Below are 24055 nucleotides of genomic sequence, written 5' to 3'. Positions count from 1 at the left end.
AATATAAAGATGTCCATGAATGTTGATGTCATCGTGATTGGCGGGGGCCAGGCGGCGCTTTCGGCAGCGATAGCGGCTAGGGAAGAAGGGGCACGTGTTGCCATCATCACCAAAGGGAAAGCGGGATTTGGCGGTTCATCCGTTATTTCAGATGGCGTCCAATCAGCCATTTTTTCAACAGGGGATTCGCCTGAAACCTTTTTCGAAGATATGATTCGTGGCGGCCGAAATCTATCAAATCCAAACCTAGCGAGAATTCTAGCTGAGGAGTGTACCGTCAGGGTCAACGAACTGGAGAGTAAATTCGCTATCCCCTTGGAACGGGAGCGGAAAATCAGTACGCCCGGACACTCGTTTCCGCGCAGGGTTTATGCCGCAAACGGTCTTGGGAAAAACACCACAAAGGTATTAAGACAATATGCGCTGGAGATCGGCGTGGAATTGTTCGAGCAGTCTGCCTTGATTGATTTAATCAAGGTGGACCAAGTGGTTGTCGGTGTGGTCGTTGAAAAGGCTGCGGAGTTACATGCCTTTTATGCGCCTTCTACGATACTAGCAACAGGTGGATTCGGAGGGCTTTATGCGTCTACTGATAATCCAAAGGATGTGTCGGGTGAGGGGATTGGCATGGCCTGGAGACATGGAGCAGAGCTTGTCGGGATGGAATTTGTTCAGTTTTATCCGTATCGGCTCCAGCATCCTGCGAACGTAGATGTCATGACTAGGATTTTTGGAAAAGGGGCCGTCCTTTTAAATAACGCTTCAGACCGCTTTATGGCGGATTTTCCAAGAAAAGAGCTGGAAACACGAGATATTCTAAGCTACGAAATGTTCAAGCAAAACGATGTGTACCTTGACTTTTCTAATGTTTCTGATGAGGATTTAGCGAAGGACAGTCCATATGTGTACCGGCTTATTAAAAAAGGACATCAAGGGGAGTGGAAAATGTACCCGGTTCAGCATTATTGCATGGGCGGGATTAAAGTGGATGAATGGGGCAGAACGAGTTTACAAGGATTATATGCCTGCGGGGAAACAACCGGCGGACTCCACGGGGCGAATCGGCTTGGAGGAGGTTCTCTGACAGAGGCACTTGTGTTTGGGCACCGGACAGGGAAGATGGCGGCTCAAGAGGGGTCACCAGTTCCTAAAATGGCTGCGATTTCAAATTTAGGGGAGAACACCTTACACGAAGGTCGGGAACTGGAGGTAACACAGCGGATAAAAGAGATCATGTGGAACCTTGTTGGCATCGAAAGAACCACTAGTTCCTTACAGCAGGCGGAAAAAGAATTAGACCTGTTGGCGGCGGAATTAAATGAGGAAAAAGGGGTCACGGCACTTCAGCTCCAAGATAAAGTCCGGGCAGCATGGGCTGCCGCGTTTGCCGGTGCGATGAGGAAAGAAAGCAGAGGGGCTCATATCCTTCAGGATGTAAGAGAGGAACAGAAACAATGGGAAGGAAACCTTGTGATTAAAGGGAAAACCGTTGAATTCAGGCAAGAAACCGTGAGTGAAAGGACATAACTTTTTTAACATAAGGGGGAAGAGGGCTTTGAGAACGATTTTTTATGAAGAGATTGTCAATCAGGTGGCCAACATGTGCCAAGAGGCCAATTTTGAGCTGGGCCAGGATGTGATTCAAGCCTTTCAAGCGGCCTTGAAAAAAGAAACCTCCGAAACAGGGAAAGACATTTTAGAACAATTGCTGCTGAATGCTGATATTGCTAGGTCCGAGCGAGTGCCGATGTGTCAGGATACAGGTGTTTCGGTTTTTATTGTCGAAGTCGGTCAAGATTGCCACATTAGCGGCGGCAGTCTCTACGATGCAATTAATGAAGGGGTTAAGAAAGGCTATGAAGAGGGTTATTTAAGACACTCAATTGTTGACCATCCGATCACTAGGGAGAAGAGTAAGGGCTATAATACCCCGTCGATTATTCATATTGAATTGGTACCGGGTGAGGATCTGGTCATTCATATGTCGGCAAAAGGCGGCGGCAGTGAAAATATGAGTGCCTTAAAAATGTTGAAGCCGGCAGACGGCTTAGACGGGATTAAGGACTATATTTTAAGCATCGTTGCCCAAGCAGGGCCGAATGCCTGTCCGCCGTTAGTGGTGGGAGTCGGAATCGGCGGGAATTTCGAGCGCTGTGCTTATTTAGCGAAGAAGTCATTATTTAGGCCAATTGGTCATCGCAGTGAACGGCCGGAAATCGCGGAGCTGGAAAAGGAATTGATGGGAAAAATCAATGAGCTCGGTATTGGGCCGCAAGGAATGGGCGGGAATACAACGGCCCTTGATGTGAAAATTGAAATTGAACCTTGTCATATTGCCGCGCTGCCCGTCGCTGTGAATTTGAACTGCCATGCCAGCAGGCATAAAGAGATCAGAATTTAGGGGGGAGCATCAGTGTCAGCTATTCACATCACCAATCCAATATCCGAACAAGAATTGCTGAAATTAAAAGCGGGCGATCGAGTATTTTTAAGTGGAACCATTTATACAGCCAGGGATGCTGCCCATAAACGAATGTTCGAAGCGCTGCAAAAGGGGGAAGAATTACCTTTTGATGTTGCCGGACAAACGATTTATTATGTCGGTCCGACTCCTGCCAAGCCAGGAGCTGTGATAGGTTCAGCCGGTCCGACCACCAGCGGCCGGATGGACAAATATACTCCCGTCTTATTGGAGCTCGGTTTAAAAGGAATGATTGGAAAAGGCTACCGTAGTGAAGAAGTGATTGAATCGATGAAGAAAAATAAAGCCGTTTATTTTGCTGCCATCGGCGGTTCGGGAGCACTGATTGCCAAAACCATTCAATCTGTTGAAGTGGTCGCTTACGAAGACCTGGGTCCAGAAGCGATATATAAATTAACGATTAGTAACTTTCCGGCCGTGGTCATTATTGATAGTGAGGGAAATGACTGGTACAAAATAGGAAAACAGCAGTTTTTTGAGCAAAATCAAGTAAAGGGTGCTGACATTTAATGTCGGCAACCTTTTTTTGAGAAAAGAGAAATAAATTTATGAATATTCGAAAAACTATTGAAATTGTATTTTGGATACAGTATCCTATCTATATAGAAAAACATCATTTTCCTAATGGAGGAACCGAATACGATGAAAGTAGCTGATCAAGTCACGATTTACGAAGTTGGCTTACGGGATGGGCTTCAGTTAGAGTCAAAAGTATTAACGGTGGATGAGAAGGTTGAGATTTTTTCTTTATTGCAGAAGGCGAATGTATCCCAAATTGAATTTGGTTCATTCGTCCATCCAAAACTCGTCCCGCAAATGGCCAATACGGCAGCATTTTATGAGCATCTAAAGTCATACCCTGAGCTCAGTCTGGTCGCTCTTGTACCTAATTTGAAGGGGCTCGAGCTGGCTAAACAAACAGGCGTAAAGTCTGTTAATTATGTTTTTTCAGCAAGTAATACCCATAACGAACAGAATGTTCGGCAGACCACCGAACAGTCATTGGAAAACTTCAAGTATTTATCGCAATTTGCATCAGATAACGAGATCAACTTTAACGTTACAGTTGCTACCTCATTTGGCTGTCCCTTTGAAGGTCCAGTTCCGCGACAACGCATCATGAATCTGATTGAACAACTTCTCTTACATAACATCAAAAGAATTACACTCGCAGATACAACAGGAATGGCCAATCCGAAGCAGGTCTATCAATTGACGAAGGAAGTCGTGAATGAATGGAACAATGTTGAATTTGGCTGCCACTTCCATAATACAAGGGGTATGGGTCTTTCCAATATCCTTGCCGGTTTAGAGGCAGGAATCACCGTTTTCGACGCATCCTTAGGCGGGATTGGCGGCTGTCCATTTGCTCCTGGTGCAACAGGGAATGTTTGCACCGAGGATGTGGTCCACATGTTGGAAGAAATGGGCGTCCGCACTTCTATCAATCTTGATGGTTTAATCGAAGCTTCCCATCGGCTGGGGGAATTACTGGAACATGACTTGCCAGGACAAGTCGCAAAAGCAGGGAAAAGCTCCCGCTTGTATCCTGTACCAAATAAAACTACAAGTTCTTTATGTTAAGGGGATGAGCATATATGCTAGTCAAAACCTATGAAACTATCAAATTAGAACGGGCGGAGAGCCATCAAGGAATCGCCGTGTTAACCCTGAACCGTCCGGAATCCATGAACGCGATGAATACAAAAATGGCGTTGGAATTAATCGAAGCTTTTGAGGAACTTAAATACGATGAATCGGTCCGCGTTTTGGTGCTTACTGGTTCAGGTACTAAGAGCTTTTGTGTGGGGGCCGACCTAAAAGAGCGGAATGGGATGTCCCAGAAGGACTGGAAGAAACAGCATGACTATTTTGAAAAAGTAACCGAGTGTATCCGCGAATTCCCGTATCCGGTGATTGTTGCCATTAATGGTTATGCACTTGGAGGCGGCCTTGAAATGTCGCTAAGCTGTGACCTCCGAACTGCAGCAGAGGGTGTTGGACTTGGACTGCCGGAGGCGAAACTGGGATTAATTCCTGGCATCGGCGGCTCTCAATTGCTTCCTCGCATTCTACCAATTGGGTTAGCGAAGGAAATGTTGTATACCGGGAAACGGATTACAGCAGAAGAGGGTAAGCAGTGGGGACTAATTAATCATGTCTTTGAGAGCGAATCCCTATTGGCGGAAACTATTAAATTAGCTGAAACCATTGCTATGAACGCACCTCTTTCCTTAAAAGCTTTAAAGAAAGCGGTTAATAAAGGGACTGAAACAGATTTGGCCACGGGTATTGTCATAGAATTAGAAGCTTACTATAGATGTGCGAACTCAGAAGACCGGCTGGAAGGCATTTATGCCTTTAATGAAAAGCGGGCTCCGGAGTGGAAAGGGCGTTAATGGATGGCTCTAGGCTCTGGGTTGGGGTTACTCTCGGATAAGGCGGAAATACTCTCGGATGAGGGTGCGTTACTCTCGGATAAGGCGGAAATACTCTCGGATAAGCGTACCTTACTCTCGATTGGACCCGATACTCTCGGATAAGCCAGAAATACTCTCGGAAAAATCGATATAACTGTCGGCGGGCAGTTTTTGTTAGAAAAAGGAAAATAACTTGGAGGTATATAAAAATGTCAAATACAAAACTAGTAGAAAACACAGAACATGAAATGATTCGGAAAAGCGTTCAAGCTTTATGTGAGCGCTTTCCAGAAGATTACTGGCGGGAAACTGATGAAAAAGATGCCTATCCTACCGCCTTTGTCCAAGCCCTGACTGAAGAGGGATGGTTATCTGTATTAATTCCTGAAGAATACGGCGGTGCTGGACTAGGAATGACGGAAGCTTGCATCATTTTAGAAGAGATCAATCGCTCAGGCGGCAACTCCGGTGCCTGCCACGCCCAAATGTATACCATGGGCGCTCTTCTTCGCCATGGGAATGAGGACCAGAAACGAAGATATCTTCCTAAAATTGCGAGCGGCGAACTTCGCCTGCAAGCATTCGGCATCACTGAACCTACCGCTGGAAGCGATACAACCAGCATCCAAACCTATGCTGAAAGAGTCGGAGACAAATACGTGGTTCATGGTCAAAAAATCTGGACATCAAGAGCGGCACATTCCGACTTAATGTTGTTATTGGCTAGAACGACACCAAAAGACCAAGTAGCGAAAAAGACAGACGGGTTGAGCCTGTTTATTTTAGACATGAAGGAACAAGCGGATAAAATCGATATCCGCCCGATTGATACGATGATCAATCACGCAACGACAGAAGTATTTTTTGAAGGAGCGGAAATCCCGGTTGAGAATCGAATTGGGGAAGAAGGAAAAGGCTTCCGCTATGTGTTAGGCGGAATGAATGCAGAGAGAATTCTCATTGCATCTGAATCCATTGGTGATGGCATGTACTTTGTTGATAAAGCCGTCCAATATGCCAATGAGCGCGAAGTATTTGGCCGTCCAATTGGGAAAAACCAAGGGGTTCAATTCCCAATTTCTAAAGGCTATATGGATATCCAAGCTGCTAAATTGATGAGAGATAAGGCTGCAGAAATGTTTGATGCTGGAATGGATTGCGGGGCTGAGGCGAACATGTCAAAATATCTTGCATCCGAAGCTACATGGCGCGCAGCGAATGCCGCAATGGACACATTTGGCGGCTATGGTTTTGCAAAAGAATATCATATCGAACGAAAATTTAGGGAAGCCCGTCTGTTTATTGTAGCACCGATAACCAACAACCTGGTTGTAAGTTATGTTGGACAGCATGTCCTTGGATTACCACGTTCATTTTAAGACAACATCAGGAGGACCTTTTTTAAAAAAAGGGTCCTCTCTTTGAAAAGGGGGAGCCAAGATGCCAGGACCATTAAGCGGCATTCGAGTAGTGGATGTAACAACAAATGTTTCAGGGCCAAGTTTAACGATGATTCTTGCGGATTTAGGGGCAGAAATTATTAAAATTGAACGGCCTGATATTGGTGACGATTCGAGAGGAATGGGACCATTTTGGGAAGGAGAAGGCGTTTATTTCCTTCACATCAACCGTAATAAACAATCGGTCGTCATTGATTTAAAAAAGGAAAGCGGCCGAGAAATCGTCTATGACCTTGTCAAGACGGCAGACGTTTTTGTTGAAAACTTCCGCTTTCAAAAAGCGGAAAAAATGGGCCTTGGTTATGAGAGACTAAAAGAATTGAATCCTTCGTTGGTATATTGTTCTTTATCAGCCTACGGTCAAGATGGTCCACTTTGTGACCGGCCGGGTTATGATGCGATTGCCCAAGCAGATTCCGGGATTATTGGGATTAACGGTGCAGAAGGAGCGGAAATTGCCCGTGTTCCAGTTTCGGTCCTCGATCAAGGGAGTGCGATGTGGGGAGCCATCGGGGTCATTTCGGCACTTTTTCATAAACAAAAGACGGGAGAAGGACAGTTAGTCACTACATCCCTTTATGAAACGGGAGTATTCTGGGTCGGCTATCACATGCTGTCATGGCTTGCGACGGGAAATGAGCCAAAGAAAAACGGTGCCGGACACACAGCCTTTGCACCGTATGGAGCCTTCCACGCAAGTGATGCTCCTGTGATCATCGGAATCTCCAATAATTCCTTATTCAAACGTTTATGCAAGGTGCTTGGGAAGGAAGAATGGGTCGAGGATCCACGCTACAAAAATAACCCTGAGCGAGTGGAGCATCGTGAAAATTTAAGAGTGGCGATTGAAAACATTCTCCAAGGTAAAACGGCGGATGAGTGGGTACAGCTATTAGTAGATGCAGGAGTACCAAGCTCAAAGGTGAAGAAAATATCAGAAGTAGTCCAGGATCAGCAGACAAAAGCAATCCAGATGTGGACTGATGTTGAACACTCAACTATTAAAGACTTCAAACTGCCAAGACTTCCTTTTGAGCTTAGCAGTTCACCTGTGTCCATTCAAAAGGCTCCACCTAAACTGGGCGGGAATACAGAGGAGATATTAAACAAGCTTGGTTACAACAAAGAACAAATAGAACAGCTTTTAAATGACGGGACCATCCAAATAGAGGCTAAAAAGCTAGAATCGCATAAATAGTTTACAAGGAACCCACTGCCAAATTGTAGGCAGTGGGCGTTCGTTTTCTTGTTGACAACACTAATTGGCAGGAAATACAGTAAATGTAAAAGGGACCAGAGAGGGGAAACCGTAATGAAAGCAATTGTCGTCACCGGCTTTGGCGGTACAGAAAACCTAAAATACAAAGATGTTGAAATGCCAGTTATAGCTGAAAACGAAGTACTAATTAGAGTTGTGAAAACGAGTGTGAATTTTGCCGATATTAAATCAAGATACGGGCAAAAAGGAGCAACACTTCCGTTTATCCCTGGTTTAGATGCCACAGGATTTATTAAAAAAATAGGAAGCAAGGTATCGGGGCTCGTAGAAGGACAAAGAGTCATCGCCTTCCCGAAAAATGGTTCGTATGCAGAATATGTGGTGGCATCGGACCAATTAGTCTTTCCTATTCCAGATGAATTGGATTTTAGGACTGCGGCCGCTTGTCCGATTGTGTCCTTTTTGTCCTATCGGTTATTGAAAAATATCGCTGCCATGGAAAAGGGAGAAACAGTATTAGTTCATTCTGCGGCTGGCGGGGTAGGGACAACTGCCATACAAGTTGCCAAGATATTGGGAGCAGCAACGGTCATTGGGACAGTCGGCAGCAGGGATAAAATGAAGGTGGCTGAAGAAAGTGGAGCTGACTTCGTTATTTGCTATGAGGAGGAAGATTTCACCCCAATTGTAAATGAGATTACCAATGGGCAGGGTGTGGACATTGTCCTCGACTCCCTTTCCGGCGCCGTCACGGAAAATAGCTTCAATTGTTTAGCACCGTATGGCAGGCTGGTCCACTTCGGTAATTCCAGCGGACATGTAGGAACCATTAAAACGGTTGATTTACATGCTAGCTGCAGAAATGTATTAGGGTTTAGTCTAGGGACCACAAGAAAGTTAAGGCCGTATTTATTAAAAGAAACGGCTGAGGAGGTGTTTCCGCTTATCGTGAATAACCAGCTGAAAATTAAGGTGGGGCATGAATACAGTCTGGAAGAGGCTGCAGATGCACATAACTTAATGGAAAATAGGCTGAATAAAGGGAAAATATTATTGAATGTTGATCCAAATTTTTAAATTAAAACTTTGGTTAAAAAATGGAACAAAAAGCCATATTAAATATAGATAAAATATGTTAGGGAGAATCCCCCATGATCTATATTTATAATGACTATGGCGGCACACATACTACTTCCTTGGCTGCCGCCTATCATTTAAAACAATTACCTCAATCGGAAAGAAAATTAACGACCGAAGAAATATTAAAAGTGAAGTATTTTAACAAACTGACAAAAAAGGATTTTGGAAAGCTCATTTTTCATGGTACGGATGAGGATGGGAACAAAGTTTATACGATTGGCAGGAAAAGGAACAAATACGTTGTACCAGCGATGAAGGAGATGATTTTACTACTTCAAGAGAAATTTCAGTTTGATGAAAAAATCGTTTTTTCCAATACCTCACCAACCGTTCCACTTTCTATGTCTTTTGGGGGATTTTTTTCGAGAGGCTTAAAGATAGACTTTATTGGCGTACCGTTACTAGTGAGAGGTGCCAAGCAATGCTGCGATAATATTTATCGGTTAGTGGAAAATACGAAACAAGTCGGGAAAACCCCATTTAATGAAAATGTGATTATTCTTGAAAATGAAATGTATAAGTAACTGTAAAGCCGTCCTTATGGGCGGCTTTGTTGTTTAGCTTAAACCATTTTACATTTAATATTTAGCAAACTGGTAATAGCTGTGACTGAACTGAAAAAAGGATTATAGTAAAATAGGATATAAAAGCTAAAGTAAAAGCTGGTGAAAATATGAAACTAAAAACGAACGATTCTGTTCAACAGGCGATGTTTCTCTTCACCTCTACTGGTGAGGAAATGTTGGAAGTTGTAAATTCTTCAGGAGAAACGGCTGGAGTCTTTACGTTAAATGATTTAAATGAAGCTATCCAAAAAGGAAAAGTGCATGAATCTATTGAAAACCTGATGGGCACAGCTTCCGAAAGCCTCTTTACACCTGAACACAGTAAAGAGAAGGAATCCGAATACGACAAGCTGATTTCAAGCGCGGTTTTTACCGAAATCATCGATTCCTCCTATGATGGTATTTATATTACGGACGGAAACGGGATTACCATTAAAATCAACAAGGCTTATGAGCGGATTACCGGATTCAAGGCGAGCCAAATTATCGGATTACATATGGACGAGCTCGTGAACGCTGGGTATATATCTAGGTCTGTTTCAACACAGATCATCAAAGAAAAGCGTCCCATTACTATGATGCAGACACTTCAAAATAAAAGGAAAGTGATTGTTTCAGGAACGCCTATTTTTGGTGAAAACAAAGAAGTCGTCTATGTCATCAACAATGTCCGCGATATTACGGAATTGATTCAGCTAAAGCTTGAAATCGAAGACCTCCAGGAAATTAGGGAGCTGCGGAAGTCGACCGAGGACATGAACCAGAATGGGCATAACCTAGAATCCATCGTGATCACCGAGGAAACAGCCAAGGTATATAATCTTGCGATGCATGTCGCTAAGGCAGATGTGAAGGTATTGCTCTTGGGGGAAACGGGTGTCGGGAAAACGCTTGTCGCCAAGTATATCCATAAAAACAGCCAGCGCGCAGGCCGCAGCTTTATCGAACTAAATTGTGGTGCCTTCCCGCCAAATTTGATTGAAGCAGAGCTGTTTGGCTATGAAGCAGGTGCTTTTACAGGCGCAAGCACCAAGGGGAAAAAGGGACTCCTGGAAATAGCTGATCAGGGAACTCTTTTCCTAGATGAAATTGGGGACTTGCCGCTTGAGCTGCAAGTAAAGCTGCTTAAGGTGATGGATGAACAAAAATTTATTCCTGTCGGCTCAACGAAAACAAAGGAAGTGGATGTCAGGATTATTGCCGCTACCCATAAAAACTTAAAGAAAATGGTGGAGGACGGGAAATTCCGTGAGGATTTATATTACCGGTTAAGTGTGGTTCCAATAACCATACCACCGCTCAGGGAGCGAAAAAAGGAGCTAATTCCATTAATCGACCATTACTTGCAGGTATTTAACTCCAAATATAAATTGGACAAGGTTCTCACCATAGAGTCCTTGGACCGGCTCTGCGACTATCACTGGCCGGGAAACATCCGGCAGCTGATGAATGTAATGGAAAGAATTGTTGTAACAACCATACACGATGAGATTGGCTTACGTGATTTACCTGAGGAGTTCCATGAAAGGGAAAATCACTCATTTGGCAATCCAAAAGAAGACTTGCCGCTAAGAGCAGCAGTTGAACAGCTGGAAAGAGAGTTAATTAAAAAAGCATTAAAAACACACAAGACTACGAGGAAGGCAGCTGAAGCATTAGAAGTCAGCCAGGCAACCATCGTCCAAAAAATGAAAAAGTGGAATTTATCTGATTAAAAAACTAATCAAATTGCACTTTTTGATTAGTTTTTTAATCATTTGTGACTTATCTGTGACAAACTGAAAAAATAGAAACCGTTTACCTGTCAGTCTTTTTGCTGAATTTTAAATTTTGGCACGCTTCTTGCATCATTATTAGCGAAGAACGAAAGGGGAAGATTGTACGATGAATCTTATTTCAACTTTTAAAATTGCTAATAAACTGATTACCGGTAACGGTGCCACTGAAAAACTGTTAGAAGAAACGACACGGTTAAATATGAAGAACCCGCTGATTGTCACAGATGAAATTTTAGAAAAAATCGGTGTGGTTGATAAAATCATTACGCTTTTGAAAGGGCTTCCGCATGGCGTGTATACAGGAGTTAAGCCAGAACCGGAGATAGCTCTCGTTGAAGAATGTAAAGAGGCCTTTACCTCCGGCGGACATGACGGCTTAATCGCTCTAGGCGGCGGAAGCGCTATTGATATTGCCAAAGCGGTTTCCGGCTTCGCTGGTTTTGACGGTCCGATTGAACAACTTTTCGGAACAGACCTTGTTCCAAAAAAAGGAGCTCCCATTATTGCGATCCCGACAACAGCCGGCACGGGTTCGGAAGTAACCAATATTGCCATCCTGTCGGATACAGAAGCACAATTGAAAAAAGGGATTGTTAGTGATTATCTGCTTCCGGACGTTGCGATTGTTTCACCAGAAATGACCTTGACAATGCCGAAATCAGTTACATCGGCAAGCGGGATTGATGCCCTTGTCCATGCAATTGAAGCGTATATTTCAGTCAATGCTTCTCCGATTACCGATGCACTTGCCATTGGGGCTATGAAGATGATTGCGAAGTACCTTCCGAAAGCGTACGCCAATCCAAACCATATTGAAGCAAGAGAAAATATGGCGACGGCAAGCTTAATGGCCGGCATGGCATTCGGAAATGCCGGGGTTGGTGCTGTCCATGCACTTGCTTACCCGCTTGGCGGACGTTACCATATCGCCCATGGTGTCAGCAACGCGTTGCTGCTTCCTTATGTAATGGAGTGGAATAAAATTGCTTGTGCCGAGCGCTTCCGTGATATTGCCGAAGCCCTTGGACAGAACACCTCAGGGCTTTCAGATAACGAGGCTGCTGACCTTGCAGTGGAAACCATGAGAACGTTAAGTGCGATGGTTAATATTCCAACAGGCTTGCGCAGCTTTGATATTCCTGAAGAAGACCTCCGTTCAATGGCAGAGGATGCTTCACAAATTACAAGACTATTAAAGAATAATCCTAGAGTCCTAAGTACCGACGAAATTGAAAAAATCTATCAGTCTGCTTATTAGAACAGGAGGAAAAATGACGTGTGGAAAAATCGTAAAGATGGCAAGGAGTCGCCTTTTATTCCGGCAGGTCCCTTCAAGCTGAGGCTGCCGTTTATCCATTATAAATTTGAGTGGCCTGATTATGTGCAAGGCTTGCTGATGTGTGCTGTTGACTTATCAGCTATCCCTTTAATGACTGAACTATTGGGGATGCCATTTGAGGTAGCCCTTGCTGTTGTTATGCTGAACGGATTGCTTTATCTAACCCATCATCTTTTGGGCGATCCTGTTGTTCCTGGATGGATAACCCCAGCCATTCCATTAATTATGGCTTATGTTTCTACCTTTGCAGAAGGCCCTGAACGAATACATGCCCTGATAAGTTTCCAATTAACGCTTGGGTTGTTTTCCATTTTATTGGGTGTTACGGGTCTTGCGAAGAAGGTAGTCAATCTTGTTCCACCTGCGCTTAAATCAGGGATCATCATGGGGGCAGGTTTTGCAGCGGTTATCTCTGTGTTTCAGGCGGGCGGACGTTTTGAAACATTCCCTTGGACCATATCGATTGCCATTGGAATTGCCTTCTATTTAATTTTCTCGAAGCACTTCCAGGTATTGAAAACTCGCAATAGCTTTTGGTCATTGATTGGTAAATTGGGTATTTTCCCGATTATCATTTTAGCTGTTATCATTGCTCCGATTTTTGGAGAAGCGTCGTGGCCTAAAATTGAGTGGGGCTTCAGCTCGCCAGACTTTGCAACACTATGGAGTCAATATACGGTCTTTGGACTAGGCTTCCCACCTTTGATGATGTTTGTGACTGGCCTGCCGACTGTACTTGCCACTTACATCGTCCTGTTCGGAGATGTCCTCCAGAGTAAGGCCATCGTGGATGAAGCCTGTGAGGTCAGAACCGATGAAAAAGTGGATTATAATGCTAATCGAGCACATTTAATTTTTGGCGGAAGAAATGCAGTGATGAGTATCCTTGGATCGGATGTGACCATGTGCGGGCCGATGTGGTCTGCCATGCAGGTTGTCATCGCGGAACGGTTTAAAGAAGGCAAACAAGCGATGAATTCGATTTTTGGCGGATCGGGCTCTTTCCGCTGGGGAACAAACACTGGTCTCATTCTGCTGCCAATCGTCAGCCTAGTGCAGCCGATTCTTGGCATTGCCCTTGCCCTAACACTTTTAATTCAGGGTTATGTCAGCGTCAAAATCGGAATTTTGGAATCACGCAGCCAACGTGACCTTGGAATTGCCGGTATCACAGGCGCAGTGCTGGCAACAAAAGGTGCCGCATATGCATTCGCGGTCGGGATCCTTTTATGTTTGTTGATTTATGGCAAAAAGCAATTCTTTACAGGTGAAAACGACGAAACCTTCACCAAGGATCTTGAACGTAAGGATTTAAAGCAGGTTTCATAATATTTTTAAAAGAAAAGGGGGCTCCCCCTTTTTTCATGTCATAAGGAGGCATTACCAATGGAAAAATACTCACTATTTATTAATGGCGAATGGACTGGAAGTGAGCTTGATACATTTGAAGTGACAAACCCTGCCACTTCAGAAGTCATTGCGACTGTGCCAAACGGCGGTTATGCAGAAGCAAAACAGGCTGCTGATGCAGCTTACGAGGCATTTAAGGAATGGTCAGCATTTTCTGCGTATGAACGGGCGGAAATCATTTGGAAGTGGCATAAGCTGATTGACGAAAATAAAGAAGACCTTGCCAAAACGATGACGATGGAGCAAGGCAAGCCTTTTAAAGAAGCGGTGGGCGAAATCGCTTATGCAAATGGCTTTTTATCGTGGTATGCAGAGGAAGGAAAAAGAGTATACGGTGAAACCATCCCTGCCACTGGTAGAAACAAGCGATTATTCGTGCACAAGCAGCCTGTTGGTGTGATTGCGGCGATTACGCCTTGGAATTTCCCGGCGGCGATGATTACCAGGAAAGTGGCGCCTGCATTGGCGGCGGGCTGTACGGCGGTGGTCAAACCTGCGGAACAGACTCCGCTTACGGCTTTCAAGCTAGCTGAGTTAGCTGAAAAAGCCGGGCTTCCTAAAGGGGTGCTCAATATTGTAACAGGTAAAGCTCAAGAAATTGGCCAGGCCTGGCTGGAAGACAACCGTGTCACAAAGTTAACATTCACAGGTTCTACGGAGGTTGGCAAGCTGTTAATGCGGGGGGCAGCCGAAACCGTTAAAAAGGTTTCACTTGAACTCGGCGGTCATGCACCTGTTATTGTTATGGAGGATGCGGACCTTGATAAAGCTGTCGAAGGAGTTCTTGCTTCAAAGTTCAGAAATGCAGGCCAGACTTGTGTCTGCTCAAATAGGGTTTATGTCCATGAAAGCATTGCGGAAGCTTTTACCGGCAAGCTTGTTGAAAAAGTCCAGGAGCTCCGTGTTGGTAACGGGCTTGAAGAAGGTGTTAATATTGGACCATTGATTGATGATGCCGCTATAGAAAAAGTGCAGCGTCATTTTAGTGATGCTGTTGAAAAAGGCGCCAAAGTGGAAACAGGCGGGGAATTAGTCAAGGACCTGTTCTTTGCGCCGACTGTCATTACCAATGTAAGTGATGATATGATCTGCATGACAGAGGAAACCTTTGGTCCGCTCGCACCCGTTACTACCTTTAAAACAGAAGAAGAAGCGATTGCGCGTGCCAATGACTCCATCTTTGGCTTGGCAGCCTATGTATTTACGGAAAATATTTCACGTGCCATCCGAATTTCAGAAGCATTGGAATATGGAATCATTGGCCTGAATGACGGTCTGCCATCCACTCCGCAAGTGCCATTCGGCGGCTTCAAGCAAAGCGGACTCGGACGTGAAGGCGGCCATTACGGTATTGAAGAATTTCTGGAAGTAAAGTATATTTCGCTTGGATTATAAATTTTAGACATTAAAATAGGTCTGCTCGCTGTTACATGTACCAGCGGGCAGGCCATTTTTTTTTAAGCTGGTAGTTAACAGGGAGATGGGATAGATTATTTACTGGAGCCCTTAAGGATTTAACCTAAGTCAACCAACTTAGATGGGGTCGTGTGTAACAATTCTATATGTAGGAGTGTAAGGAATGTCAATAGAACAGGTTGTTCAGAAGCAAATTGAATTTTATAACAAAGGAGATATCGAAGGATTTGCCAGTACATATGCAGATGATATAACGGTACATACTTTTCCCAACAATTCGATAACCTTAAGCGGTAAGCAGGCATTAATTGAAAGGTATTCGGAAACATTTAAAAAGAAAATGTTTGCTGAAATCAGAAATAGGTCAATTGTTGGCAATAAAGTAATCGATTGGGAATTCGCAACGAACGGAATGACTGGAGAAACCGTCAGTTTAATGGCTATTTATGAAATAGAAAATAATTTAATCTCTAAAGTTTGGTTCATTCGCGAGTAACATGGATAAGTGATTCTAAATAGATTTGCAATCTGAAAACATTTGCTAAAAATATTCTTAAAAGTTTTGGTCTACTATTTTTGGTTGACGGCTGTAACGAAGGCTTACAATGCAAAATGCAAGCTTGAATAATAAGCCTTCGTTTCTTTCAGAAAAATGCTACTATTTTAGGTGATCATTAAGTACACTTTCCTCCAAAACAGCGAATTTGTCCCCATAAACCTTCGTAATATGGTTTTCTCCCCAAGCACATAAGGAATCAAGTATCCCTTTCAAACTTAATCCATATTCACTGAGTTCATATTCCACTTTTGGTGGAATTTGATTATGCACAATGCGGTTTATGACCCCGTCATCCTCCAGTTCACGTAATTGCTGGGTTAACATTTTTTGTGTAATGTTTGGCATCAGCCGTTTCAATTCACTTGTGCGTTTTTTGCCGTGTGTAAGATGGCAAAGGATGACACACTTCCATTTTCCTCCTATGACTTCCAATGTGGCTTCAACGGCAATATTATATTTCTTATTATTCATGATACCTCCAGATCCATAGGCACTAAAAAGTACCTATCGCACTATTTGGTGCCTATAGCACTTTAAAGTACGTACTTTTCTATTAGATTGATATGTTTCATAATAACATGTGCCGGTCAAACTTCAACATATTCAATATTTATCTGCTAGCAGATTGAATCATACTACAATACTTTGCTCAGGAGGGGAACCATTTTATGTCCTTTGATAAGAAAAAGAGTACATTGGCGCTCTTGGCATTGGCAGTGAGCGCATTTGCAATTGGAACAACAGAATTTATCAGTGTAGGTTTATTGCCACTTATAGCGAAAGATTTACAAATTTCAGTCACGACAGCTGGATTAACGGTTTCACTGTATGCATTAGGGGTAACCTTTGGGGCGCCTATCCTAACGTCTCTTACATCTAGTATGTCACGGAAGTCCTTATTACTTTGGATCATGATTGTTTTTATTATTGGCAACAGCATTGCAGCCAGTGCTACAAGTATAGGTGTTTTACTAGTTGCCCGTGTCCTTTCCGCATTTTCACATGGCGTGTTCATGTCGATTGGATCTACTATTGCCGCTGATTTGGTACCGGAAAACCGCAGGGCAAGCGCGATTGCCATTATGTTTACAGGGCTCACGGTCGCAACTATTACAGGAGTTCCTTTTGGTACGTTCATGGGGCAAGAATTCGGCTGGAGAACATCCTTTATGGCCATTGTTGCCGTTGGAATCATTGCTTTTATTGCTACAAGCATCCTTATTCCATCTCAGTTGCGTAAAGGTGTTCGAACAGCATTTGGTGATCAACTCAAGCTATTGTCAAATGGCCGTTTAGTACTTTTATTTGCGATTACGGCCTTGGGATACGGCGGTACGTTCGTTGTCTTTACGTATTTAGCTCCACTGCTTCAAGAGATTACAGGCTTTAAAGAAGGAACAGTTGCTGTAATTTTACTTGTATATGGCGTTGCGATTGCGATCGGAAATGTTATTGGCGGGAAGGCAGCAAACAGAAAGCCGATTTCTGCATTATTTTATATGTTTATCGTACAAGCCATCGTTCTATTTGTCTTAACGTTCACCGCTCCATACAAGGCAGCAGGCTTTATTACCATTATCCTGATGGGGCTATTCGCTTTTATGAATGTGCCTGGATTGCAGGTGTATGTCGTGATGTTGGCTGAACGGTTTGTACCGAGTGCTGTGGATGTGGCTTCTGCCATCAACATTGCCGCATTTAACGCTGGAATCGCCATCGGTTCCTACTTAGGGGGAGTTATAACGGATTCAATCGGGCTCATTCATACCCCTTGGATAGGGGCATTGATGGTGGCAGGAGCGGTGCTTTTAACAGGCTGGAGCCGAGCGCTGGAACGAAAAGATGAAAAATCGGCTGACAGGAATTACGGACATATTTCTCAATACAATTAGGGGGTTATTTTTATGACAGTAAAAAATTTAAAAGCTACAACAACATTAAATAACGGCGTACAAATGCCTTGGTTTGGCATCGGAGTGTTTAAAGTGGAAGAAGGTCCGGAACTGGTTGAGGCAGTAAAAACAGCCATTAAACATGGGTATCGCAGCATTGATACAGCAGCCATTTACGGAAATGAAGAAGGAGTCGGACAAGGTATAAGAGAAGGAATGAAGGAGGCAGGCATTTCCAGAGAAGAATTATTTGTAACCTCGAAGGTTTGGAATGCTGATTTAGGGTACGACTCGACAATTGCAGCCTACGAAAAAAGCTTAAATAAACTCGGTTTAGAATACCTGGATTTATTCCTCATTCATTGGCCTGTAGAAGGTAAATATAAAGAGTCTTGGAAAGCTTTAGAGACTCTTTATAAAGAGGGCAGAGTAAAGGCAATTGGAGTAAGTAATTTTCAAATTCATCATCTAGAGAATTTAATAAAAGATGCGGAAGTAATTCCAATGGTGAACCAAGTAGAGTTCCATCCGCGTTTGACTCAAAAAGAGCTTCAAGCGTTTTGCATGGAACATGGCATTCAACTGGAGGCTTGGTCTCCGCTCATGCAAGGCCAGTTACTAGATAACCAAGTGCTGCAAGAAATCGCGGACAAGTATAACAAATCGGTTGCTCAAGTAATTTTACGCTGGGATATACAAAACGGTGTTGTGACGATTCCAAAATCCACAAAAGAACATCGCATTGTTGAAAACGCGTCAATATTCGATTTTGAGTTAACAGAAGAAGACATGAAACGAATTGATGGCTTGAACCAGAATCACCGTGTCGGTCCGGACCCTGACAATTTTGATTTTTAAATATGACGATTTCGGACTCATCATTAAGATGGGTCCTTGTTTAGTTTACAAATAATAAAATATCTTATTTTCGTTATTTTTAATATGGTAATATTAATAGTGATTTAATGATTATGGAAATATGAGGTAATCAAGATAATGGATGAACAGGACTGGGTAATCTTAAAGGCGCTTTACGAGAAGAAGAATATCACGAAAACGGCTGAGAGTTTATATATATCCCAACCATCATTAACAAAGAAAATTCAACAAATAGAAAAAGAATACCAAGTAGAAATTGTCAAACGGGGAACGAAAGGTGTTCACTTTACACCCCAAGGAGAATATTTAGCTCAATGTGCGGATGAAATGCTGGGTCGTCTCCAACAGATTAAAGATACAGTAATGGATATGGGAGAAGAGGTTAGCGGAACCTTACGATTGGGGGTTTCTAATTACATAACCAGGCACAAGCTGCCACAACTTTTAAAGCTTTTTCGTGAACAGTTCCCAAAAGTAAACTATAAAGTGACAACGGGATGGAGCAGGGATGTATTTAATCTTGTATACAATGGGGATGTACACATTAGTATGGTCCGCGGGGACTATCAGTGGCCAGATTCAAAGATACTACTCTTTGAAGAAAATCTCTGTGTGACTTCATTAGAAAAAATTGAACTTCATGACTTGCCTTCATTACCGAGAATTGAATATGAAACAGATGCTTTATTAAAGACGATGATTGATAATTGGTGGAGTGGGGAATTTTCAAGGCCGCCTTTTATAGGCATGGAAGTGGATAAAGCCGATACATGCAAAGAAATGGTTTTGAACGGATTGGGATACGGGATCCTTCCTAGTGTTCTTATTCAGGAGCATCAACACCTTAACCGGATCATTCTAAAAGATAAAAAAGGGAATCCGATTGTAAGAAAAACATGGATGTTGTATCATGAAAAATCACTTGAGACTAAAGTAATTAAAGAGTTTGTAGAATTTGTGAGGAAATTGGATTTTAAATCTTCTATTTAAAAAGCGTGGGCATATGCTCACGCTTTTTTTAACGTGAAATTCCGAATGAAATATGTGGTAGGAAAGTAAAATGATGATTTTGGAAAGTATTTCGTGAAAAAGCGGAAGTAAAATGATCAAAGTGGAAAGTATTAGTTTGAATTTGGAAAGTAACCACGCCAATTCGGAAAGTAAATCCAATTAAATGGAAATTTTCCGAAAAAGTTCATTGAAAAATAACCTGAGCCAGGCTGTGCGCCTGGCTTTTTTCATTGGTGCCAAACACGAATTGGTGTCATTCCTTTTTTGAATGATGGTCGATAATTTATTTGTATTTCAACTATTTGGATTTTGTTTTTAAAATGAAATGGATAAGGGGTGAGCGTAATTGGAGGGAAATGCAGGGGAACTTATAACATTTTTAACTGCACACGAAGGGAAAGATTTCGATGCAGTTCTTACGAATGATATCGAGGATACAGTTGAATTTAGTTTTATGAGCTACATTAAAAACGCAAAAGTTCATATTCAAACCGGGAGAATAACAGTGAGCGAACCTAAAACCGGAAAATATTTTAGCTTGCCAATTAGCGGCATCAAGCAGATTTACGATGAAAGCTGTGGACCGTATGATCTAGCATTAACAATTGAATATAACAAGGGTTATTCCATTTTTATACAAATATTTGAATCTTAATAGTTAACATACAGATACCATTCTTTAAATGGAGAGGATTATTTATGAGCATTTTATTTCACATCACTTTGTATGTTATTTTACCCATATTTGCCCTTATTGGAGCTGGAGCATTTCTTCATAGAAAATTTAAATTCGATATGCATACCTTATCAAAATTAAATTCTTATTTCCTCATGCCTGCTGTGAGTTTTACCAATGTCTATCAGAGTAAAATTAGAGGGGATACACTCCTGCAAATTCTTAGTTTCCTAGTTTTACAAAGTCTTTGTTTAATCATTTTTAGTAGTGTTATATCTAAAATGGCGAAATTTGAGAGTAGTCTTTCATCGACCTTTAAAAACAGTGTTGTATTAGTTAATTCGGGTAATTATGGATTACCAGTCAGCCAGGTTGTTTTTCAGCATAATCCACTTGGTTTATCGATCCAAGTTGTGGTCATGATTTTTCAAAACCTCTTAACTTATACTTATGGATTATTTAATTCTGTTTCTGTTGATAAGGCAAAATTCCAAGCGGTAAAAGCATTTTTGAAAAATCCTGTTTTATACGCTTTTTTGTTTGGAGTCTTTCTCAATGCAGTATCCATAAGAATTCCAGAATTCATCTGGACTCCTATTAAAAATACTTCAAACGCATTTATTGCAATCGCCCTTGTTACACTTGGTGCACAAAGTGCTTTCCTGAAAATAAGAAGCTTCTCGCTGCCTCTAGTTCTAAGCCTAATCGGACGTCTCATTTTTTCGCCGTGTATGGCATTAATCATCATTTTAACATTGAAGCTGGACGGTATTACAGCACAGTCATTGTTTATTGCGAGCTCTTTTCCAACTTCAAGAAATAGTTCGTTGTTTGCATTGGAATATGGAAACCATCCTGAATATGCAGCACAAACCGTTTTGTTGTCTACCATATTCAGTATGTTAACAGTAACGACTGTTATATTTTCTGCTCATTTGTTATAAAGTTAAAAGTGGAGGATTTCCTTCATATTATCAAAGGTCATATATTTAAAACTGTGAAAGGCTGTTCTGCAGCCTTTTTATTATGATTTAAAAAGGGACTGTATAAGTAAGGAATTCTTGTTAAAAATAAACTAAAATCTGATCAAACAAAATATCCCTTGGGTGATTTAAATGAAAAATCAAAAATTGTTTTTGCTATTGTTACTGGTTCTACCTTGGTTAACGGTACCATTAATGGGTAGGAAAGCATTTAAAAGATTTCTTCCGACTGCAATCTTTATGTGTACTTTTACTAAGGCTTTAGATTTGTATGGTGAAAAGAAAAACTGGTGGGAATTTTATAAAGGTATTGGCCCTTTTAATAGCATGAATTTTATGAATTTTGGTCCATACCTAGTCACTAGCTTATGGATTTTAAAAATGACTTATGGTAAATTCCTGATGTTCATCATTTCCAATACTGTTCTTCATACCGTGTTTATCTTCGGCGCAATAAAGCTTGTAAAGGAATTTAAAATATTTTCTTTAGTAAACTTAACAAAAATTAAATATTTAGGAGTGAATTTCTTAAGGGCTTTGATTCTCTATGCTTTTCAATATATAACGGAAACTTCTTTTTCAAGGAAGTGGTTTATTAAATAAAAGACATTGAATGTTAGGTGTGAAAAAATAAAACGGAAAATCTTATAAAGGGATTTTTTATATGAAAACCTTACAAAATTCCCAAAAGATAAAACATATTGGTGACTTTTACAAAAAAATAAAAGAAACACATTTTGAGTATTTTGACTTTTGGCTTCATCATACTTTTTTACACTGGGACTTTTTCTTGTCAACAGTTCTTGCAGTGATCCCTTGGATTGTATGGATTAAATATAGGAAAAAAGAAAGTACTCATCGATTGTTATTTGCAGGTTTCTTTGTTTTAATAATTTCCTCGTGGTTTGATTTTTGGGGAACTATGTATGGATTATGGTATTACACAGGCAAAGTTCTTCCTTCGATGCCATCTTTTATTCCATGGGATTTTTGTATACTCCCAGTAACCATTATGTTTTTGATTCAATATAAACCTAAGACATCTCCATTTTTGAAAGGATTCATATTTTCCTGTGCCACATCTTTCATAGGTGAGCCTGTTTTTCGATGGATTGGGATCTATGTAATGGTGAAGTGGAGTTTCCTTTACTCCGTTCCAATCTATTTTCTGATTTATCTGGCTGCCGATAGGTTAAGTCGAGTAAAAAACTTTGCAGAAATATAATGCGGGAATATCATAATGGCGAATTTTTTTTCTGATGTTTTCCCTTTTTTAAAATGGTTTCATTTATGTCAACAACTTCAGTATAAGGAAATATTAATAAAGAAAAAAAGATAGTAAAACCTTATACTATCTTCTTTCTATTTGTTAATTTCCATCAATATATTTTTATAGTTTCTTTGGACGTTTAAAATATCCATTTAATCGTTTTTGCTGATGCTGCCATCGTCTAATCCTTTTTAAAAGGGTATAGGATACATGAATTTTCTCATTTTCTAAGGCAATGTCAGGAACTAGTCTCACCCACAATGATTTAGGGTATGCGACTAGTTGATCAGGATACACACTTCGATGGCCAATCGTGATATAGGCGGTAATACAGGCGCCCACTACATAAATCCCAGTTGAACTTCCGAATAATTCGAATCCCATAAAAACCGCAGCAATTGGGGTATTGGATGCTGAGGCAACAACGGATACCATACCAACCGCTGCCCCCAAGGCAGGATTGACCCCAAGAAGTTGGGCTAGTACATTCCCTGCAATTGCCCCAATCACAAACTGCGGTGTTACAATCCCACCATAGAAACCAGAACCCAAAGTAATCGAAACAAGTAGAATTTTCCAAAGCCAACCAAGATAAGAAACCTGCTCGCCGCTTAAAGCACTTTCCATAATTGGCAAGCTTAACCCAAGGTAATCGGTTGGGATCATTAAAATAAGCAATGATAAAATGAGTCCGCCTACAAATGGCATCATTGGCGGCCAAATATGGAATTTTTGCTGAATGGAACTGAATAACCAGCGTACTCTCTCAAAGGATTCAATAAATAACCATGAAATAAGACCACAAACCATCCCAATGAGAAGAATTTTTAAAAATAAAACATCAGAAAACTGCTGGGAAAGATGGACAGGATAATAATCATAAGTAATTCCCCATAATTTGCTCACTTCAAAGGAAGTAACACCGGCAATCACGGCTGGAAAAATAAAATCATGCCGGATTCGTCCAATCGTCAACACTTCAATTCCATAAATGGCTCCTGCAATAGGCGTCCCGAATACACTGGCAAAGCCGGCGCTGACTCCGCATGCAACAAGGCGTTTTTGGAGCTCAGGATTTAAGCGGATTAAATGTCCAAACCAGGAAGCTAGAGTTCCCCCAATATGAGAGCAAGGACCTTCCTTACCTGCAGACCCGCCCGAAGCAAGTGTAATGATAGCGGCGATCGGCTTAATAGCGATTGTCTTATAAGGCATCAGACCCGATTGTTCATGAACTGCCGCAATGACAGAATCCTTTTTATCTTTGGATCCATACCGATAACCAAAATACAAAATCAATCCATTCAAAAGCCCTCCAATCGGCAAAAGTATCATACTCAGCCACAAAGGAAGGTGAGAGGTTTTATCTGTAGAAAAGTAAAGCCCTTTTAAAAACAGACTGGTCCCTGTCCCTACAATACCTCCAGTAATAGTAGCCAATAAAAACCAGCGGATGATCGTTGCTATCATCACGAGCGGCTCAACATATCGAATGCGTGACATTAATCAACACCCCCTTTTAAAAAATAGCACTAGATTAAAGGGATGTCTAATG

The 24055-nt window shown here is 41.8% G+C and carries 23 protein-coding genes; 21 read left to right on the top strand and 2 right to left on the bottom strand.

Going from position 1 to position 24055, the window contains the following annotated elements:
* The first annotated feature begins 9 nt into the window (after positions 1-9).
* The 14 genes from V5M37_RS17640 (at position 10) to V5M37_RS17575 (ending at position 15726) form a co-directional block, all read left to right on the top strand.
* The gene (locus tag V5M37_RS17640) at positions 10-1527 is read left to right on the top strand and encodes an FAD-binding protein (protein ID WP_423798475.1); all 1518 of its coding nucleotides are present in this window, start codon (positions 10-12) and stop codon (positions 1525-1527) included.
* A 28-nt stretch (positions 1528-1555) separates the two neighbouring features.
* Positions 1556-2401: a fumarate hydratase gene (locus V5M37_RS17635; RefSeq protein WP_423798474.1), complete on the top strand. Its 846-nt coding sequence runs from the start codon at positions 1556-1558 to the stop codon at positions 2399-2401.
* 12 nt (positions 2402-2413) lie between these two features.
* Positions 2414-2992: a Fe-S-containing hydro-lyase gene (locus tag V5M37_RS17630; protein ID WP_423798473.1), complete on the top strand. Its 579-nt coding sequence runs from the start codon at positions 2414-2416 to the stop codon at positions 2990-2992.
* A 132-nt stretch (positions 2993-3124) separates the two neighbouring features.
* Positions 3125-4066 carry a hydroxymethylglutaryl-CoA lyase gene (locus V5M37_RS17625; RefSeq protein WP_423798472.1) on the top strand — a complete coding sequence of 314 codons (942 nt, stop codon included), beginning with the start codon at positions 3125-3127 and terminating at the stop codon, positions 4064-4066.
* Positions 4067-4080: 14 nt separating this feature from the next.
* Entirely contained in the window at positions 4081-4881 is an 801-nt protein-coding gene (locus tag V5M37_RS17620; RefSeq protein ID WP_423798471.1) for an enoyl-CoA hydratase/isomerase family protein, read from the top strand.
* Positions 4882-5111: 230 nt separating this feature from the next.
* Positions 5112-6281: an acyl-CoA dehydrogenase family protein gene (locus tag V5M37_RS17615; RefSeq protein WP_423798470.1), complete on the top strand. Its 1170-nt coding sequence runs from the start codon at positions 5112-5114 to the stop codon at positions 6279-6281.
* A 61-nt stretch (positions 6282-6342) separates the two neighbouring features.
* Positions 6343-7560, top strand: a complete 1218-nt coding sequence (locus V5M37_RS17610) for a CaiB/BaiF CoA transferase family protein (RefSeq protein ID WP_423798469.1) — start codon at positions 6343-6345, stop codon at positions 7558-7560.
* Between the two features lie 114 nt (positions 7561-7674).
* Positions 7675-8658 (top strand): quinone oxidoreductase family protein, encoded by a 984-nt coding sequence (locus V5M37_RS17605; protein ID WP_423798468.1) that lies wholly within the window; start codon positions 7675-7677, stop codon positions 8656-8658.
* A gap of 74 nt (positions 8659-8732) precedes the next feature.
* A complete protein-coding gene (locus tag V5M37_RS17600; RefSeq protein WP_423798467.1) occupies positions 8733-9245 on the top strand; it encodes a DUF3189 family protein in 513 nt (170 codons plus the stop codon).
* A gap of 149 nt (positions 9246-9394) precedes the next feature.
* Complete coding sequence (locus V5M37_RS17595; RefSeq protein WP_423798466.1) at positions 9395-11002, top strand: sigma-54 interaction domain-containing protein; 1608 nt, start codon at positions 9395-9397, stop codon at positions 11000-11002.
* A 169-nt stretch (positions 11003-11171) separates the two neighbouring features.
* Positions 11172-12323, top strand: coding sequence for an iron-containing alcohol dehydrogenase (locus V5M37_RS17590; protein WP_423798465.1), 1152 nt, complete (start codon positions 11172-11174; stop codon positions 12321-12323).
* An 18-nt stretch (positions 12324-12341) separates the two neighbouring features.
* On the top strand, positions 12342-13733 hold the full coding sequence (locus V5M37_RS17585; RefSeq protein WP_423798464.1) for a hypothetical protein: 1392 nt from the start codon (positions 12342-12344) through the stop codon (positions 13731-13733).
* A 57-nt stretch (positions 13734-13790) separates the two neighbouring features.
* Positions 13791-15209 (top strand): NAD-dependent succinate-semialdehyde dehydrogenase, encoded by a 1419-nt coding sequence (locus V5M37_RS17580; RefSeq protein ID WP_423798463.1) that lies wholly within the window; start codon positions 13791-13793, stop codon positions 15207-15209.
* A 184-nt stretch (positions 15210-15393) separates the two neighbouring features.
* A complete protein-coding gene (locus tag V5M37_RS17575; protein WP_423798462.1) occupies positions 15394-15726 on the top strand; it encodes a nuclear transport factor 2 family protein in 333 nt (110 codons plus the stop codon).
* 162 nt (positions 15727-15888) lie between these two features.
* Here V5M37_RS17575 and V5M37_RS17570 read toward each other — a convergent pair whose 3' ends face one another.
* Positions 15889-16260: a winged helix-turn-helix transcriptional regulator gene (locus tag V5M37_RS17570; protein ID WP_423798461.1), complete on the bottom strand. Its 372-nt coding sequence runs from the start codon at positions 16258-16260 to the stop codon at positions 15889-15891.
* Between the two features lie 197 nt (positions 16261-16457).
* On the opposite strand from V5M37_RS17570, the gene V5M37_RS17565 reads away from it, so the two are divergent.
* From V5M37_RS17565 to V5M37_RS17535, 7 genes are all read left to right on the top strand, one after another.
* A complete protein-coding gene (locus tag V5M37_RS17565) occupies positions 16458-17681 on the top strand; it encodes an MFS transporter (RefSeq protein WP_423798460.1) in 1224 nt (407 codons plus the stop codon).
* 12 nt (positions 17682-17693) lie between these two features.
* A complete protein-coding gene (locus V5M37_RS17560) occupies positions 17694-18539 on the top strand; it encodes an aldo/keto reductase (RefSeq protein WP_423798459.1) in 846 nt (281 codons plus the stop codon).
* A 138-nt stretch (positions 18540-18677) separates the two neighbouring features.
* Positions 18678-19550 (top strand): LysR family transcriptional regulator, encoded by an 873-nt coding sequence (locus tag V5M37_RS17555; protein ID WP_423798458.1) that lies wholly within the window; start codon positions 18678-18680, stop codon positions 19548-19550.
* 367 nt (positions 19551-19917) lie between these two features.
* Positions 19918-20226, top strand: a complete 309-nt coding sequence (locus V5M37_RS17550; RefSeq protein ID WP_423798457.1) for a hypothetical protein — start codon at positions 19918-19920, stop codon at positions 20224-20226.
* A gap of 44 nt (positions 20227-20270) precedes the next feature.
* Complete coding sequence (locus V5M37_RS17545; RefSeq protein ID WP_423798456.1) at positions 20271-21191, top strand: AEC family transporter; 921 nt, start codon at positions 20271-20273, stop codon at positions 21189-21191.
* Positions 21192-21362: 171 nt separating this feature from the next.
* Positions 21363-21833, top strand: coding sequence for a hypothetical protein (locus V5M37_RS17540; RefSeq protein ID WP_423798455.1), 471 nt, complete (start codon positions 21363-21365; stop codon positions 21831-21833).
* Between the two features lie 61 nt (positions 21834-21894).
* Entirely contained in the window at positions 21895-22455 is a 561-nt protein-coding gene (locus V5M37_RS17535) for a CBO0543 family protein (RefSeq protein ID WP_423798454.1), read from the top strand.
* Between the two features lie 165 nt (positions 22456-22620).
* Here V5M37_RS17535 and V5M37_RS17530 read toward each other — a convergent pair whose 3' ends face one another.
* A complete protein-coding gene (locus V5M37_RS17530; protein ID WP_423798453.1) occupies positions 22621-24003 on the bottom strand; it encodes a chloride channel protein in 1383 nt (460 codons plus the stop codon).
* Positions 24004-24055: the final 52 nt, after the last annotated feature.

Origin of the sequence: Neobacillus sp. SAB-20_R2A (assembly GCF_049568635.1) — a bacterium.
GTDB classification, from domain to species: Bacteria; Bacillota; Bacilli; order Bacillales; family Cytobacillaceae; genus Neobacillus; species Neobacillus citreus.
This window is presented reverse-complemented; position numbering and strand designations above follow the sequence as displayed.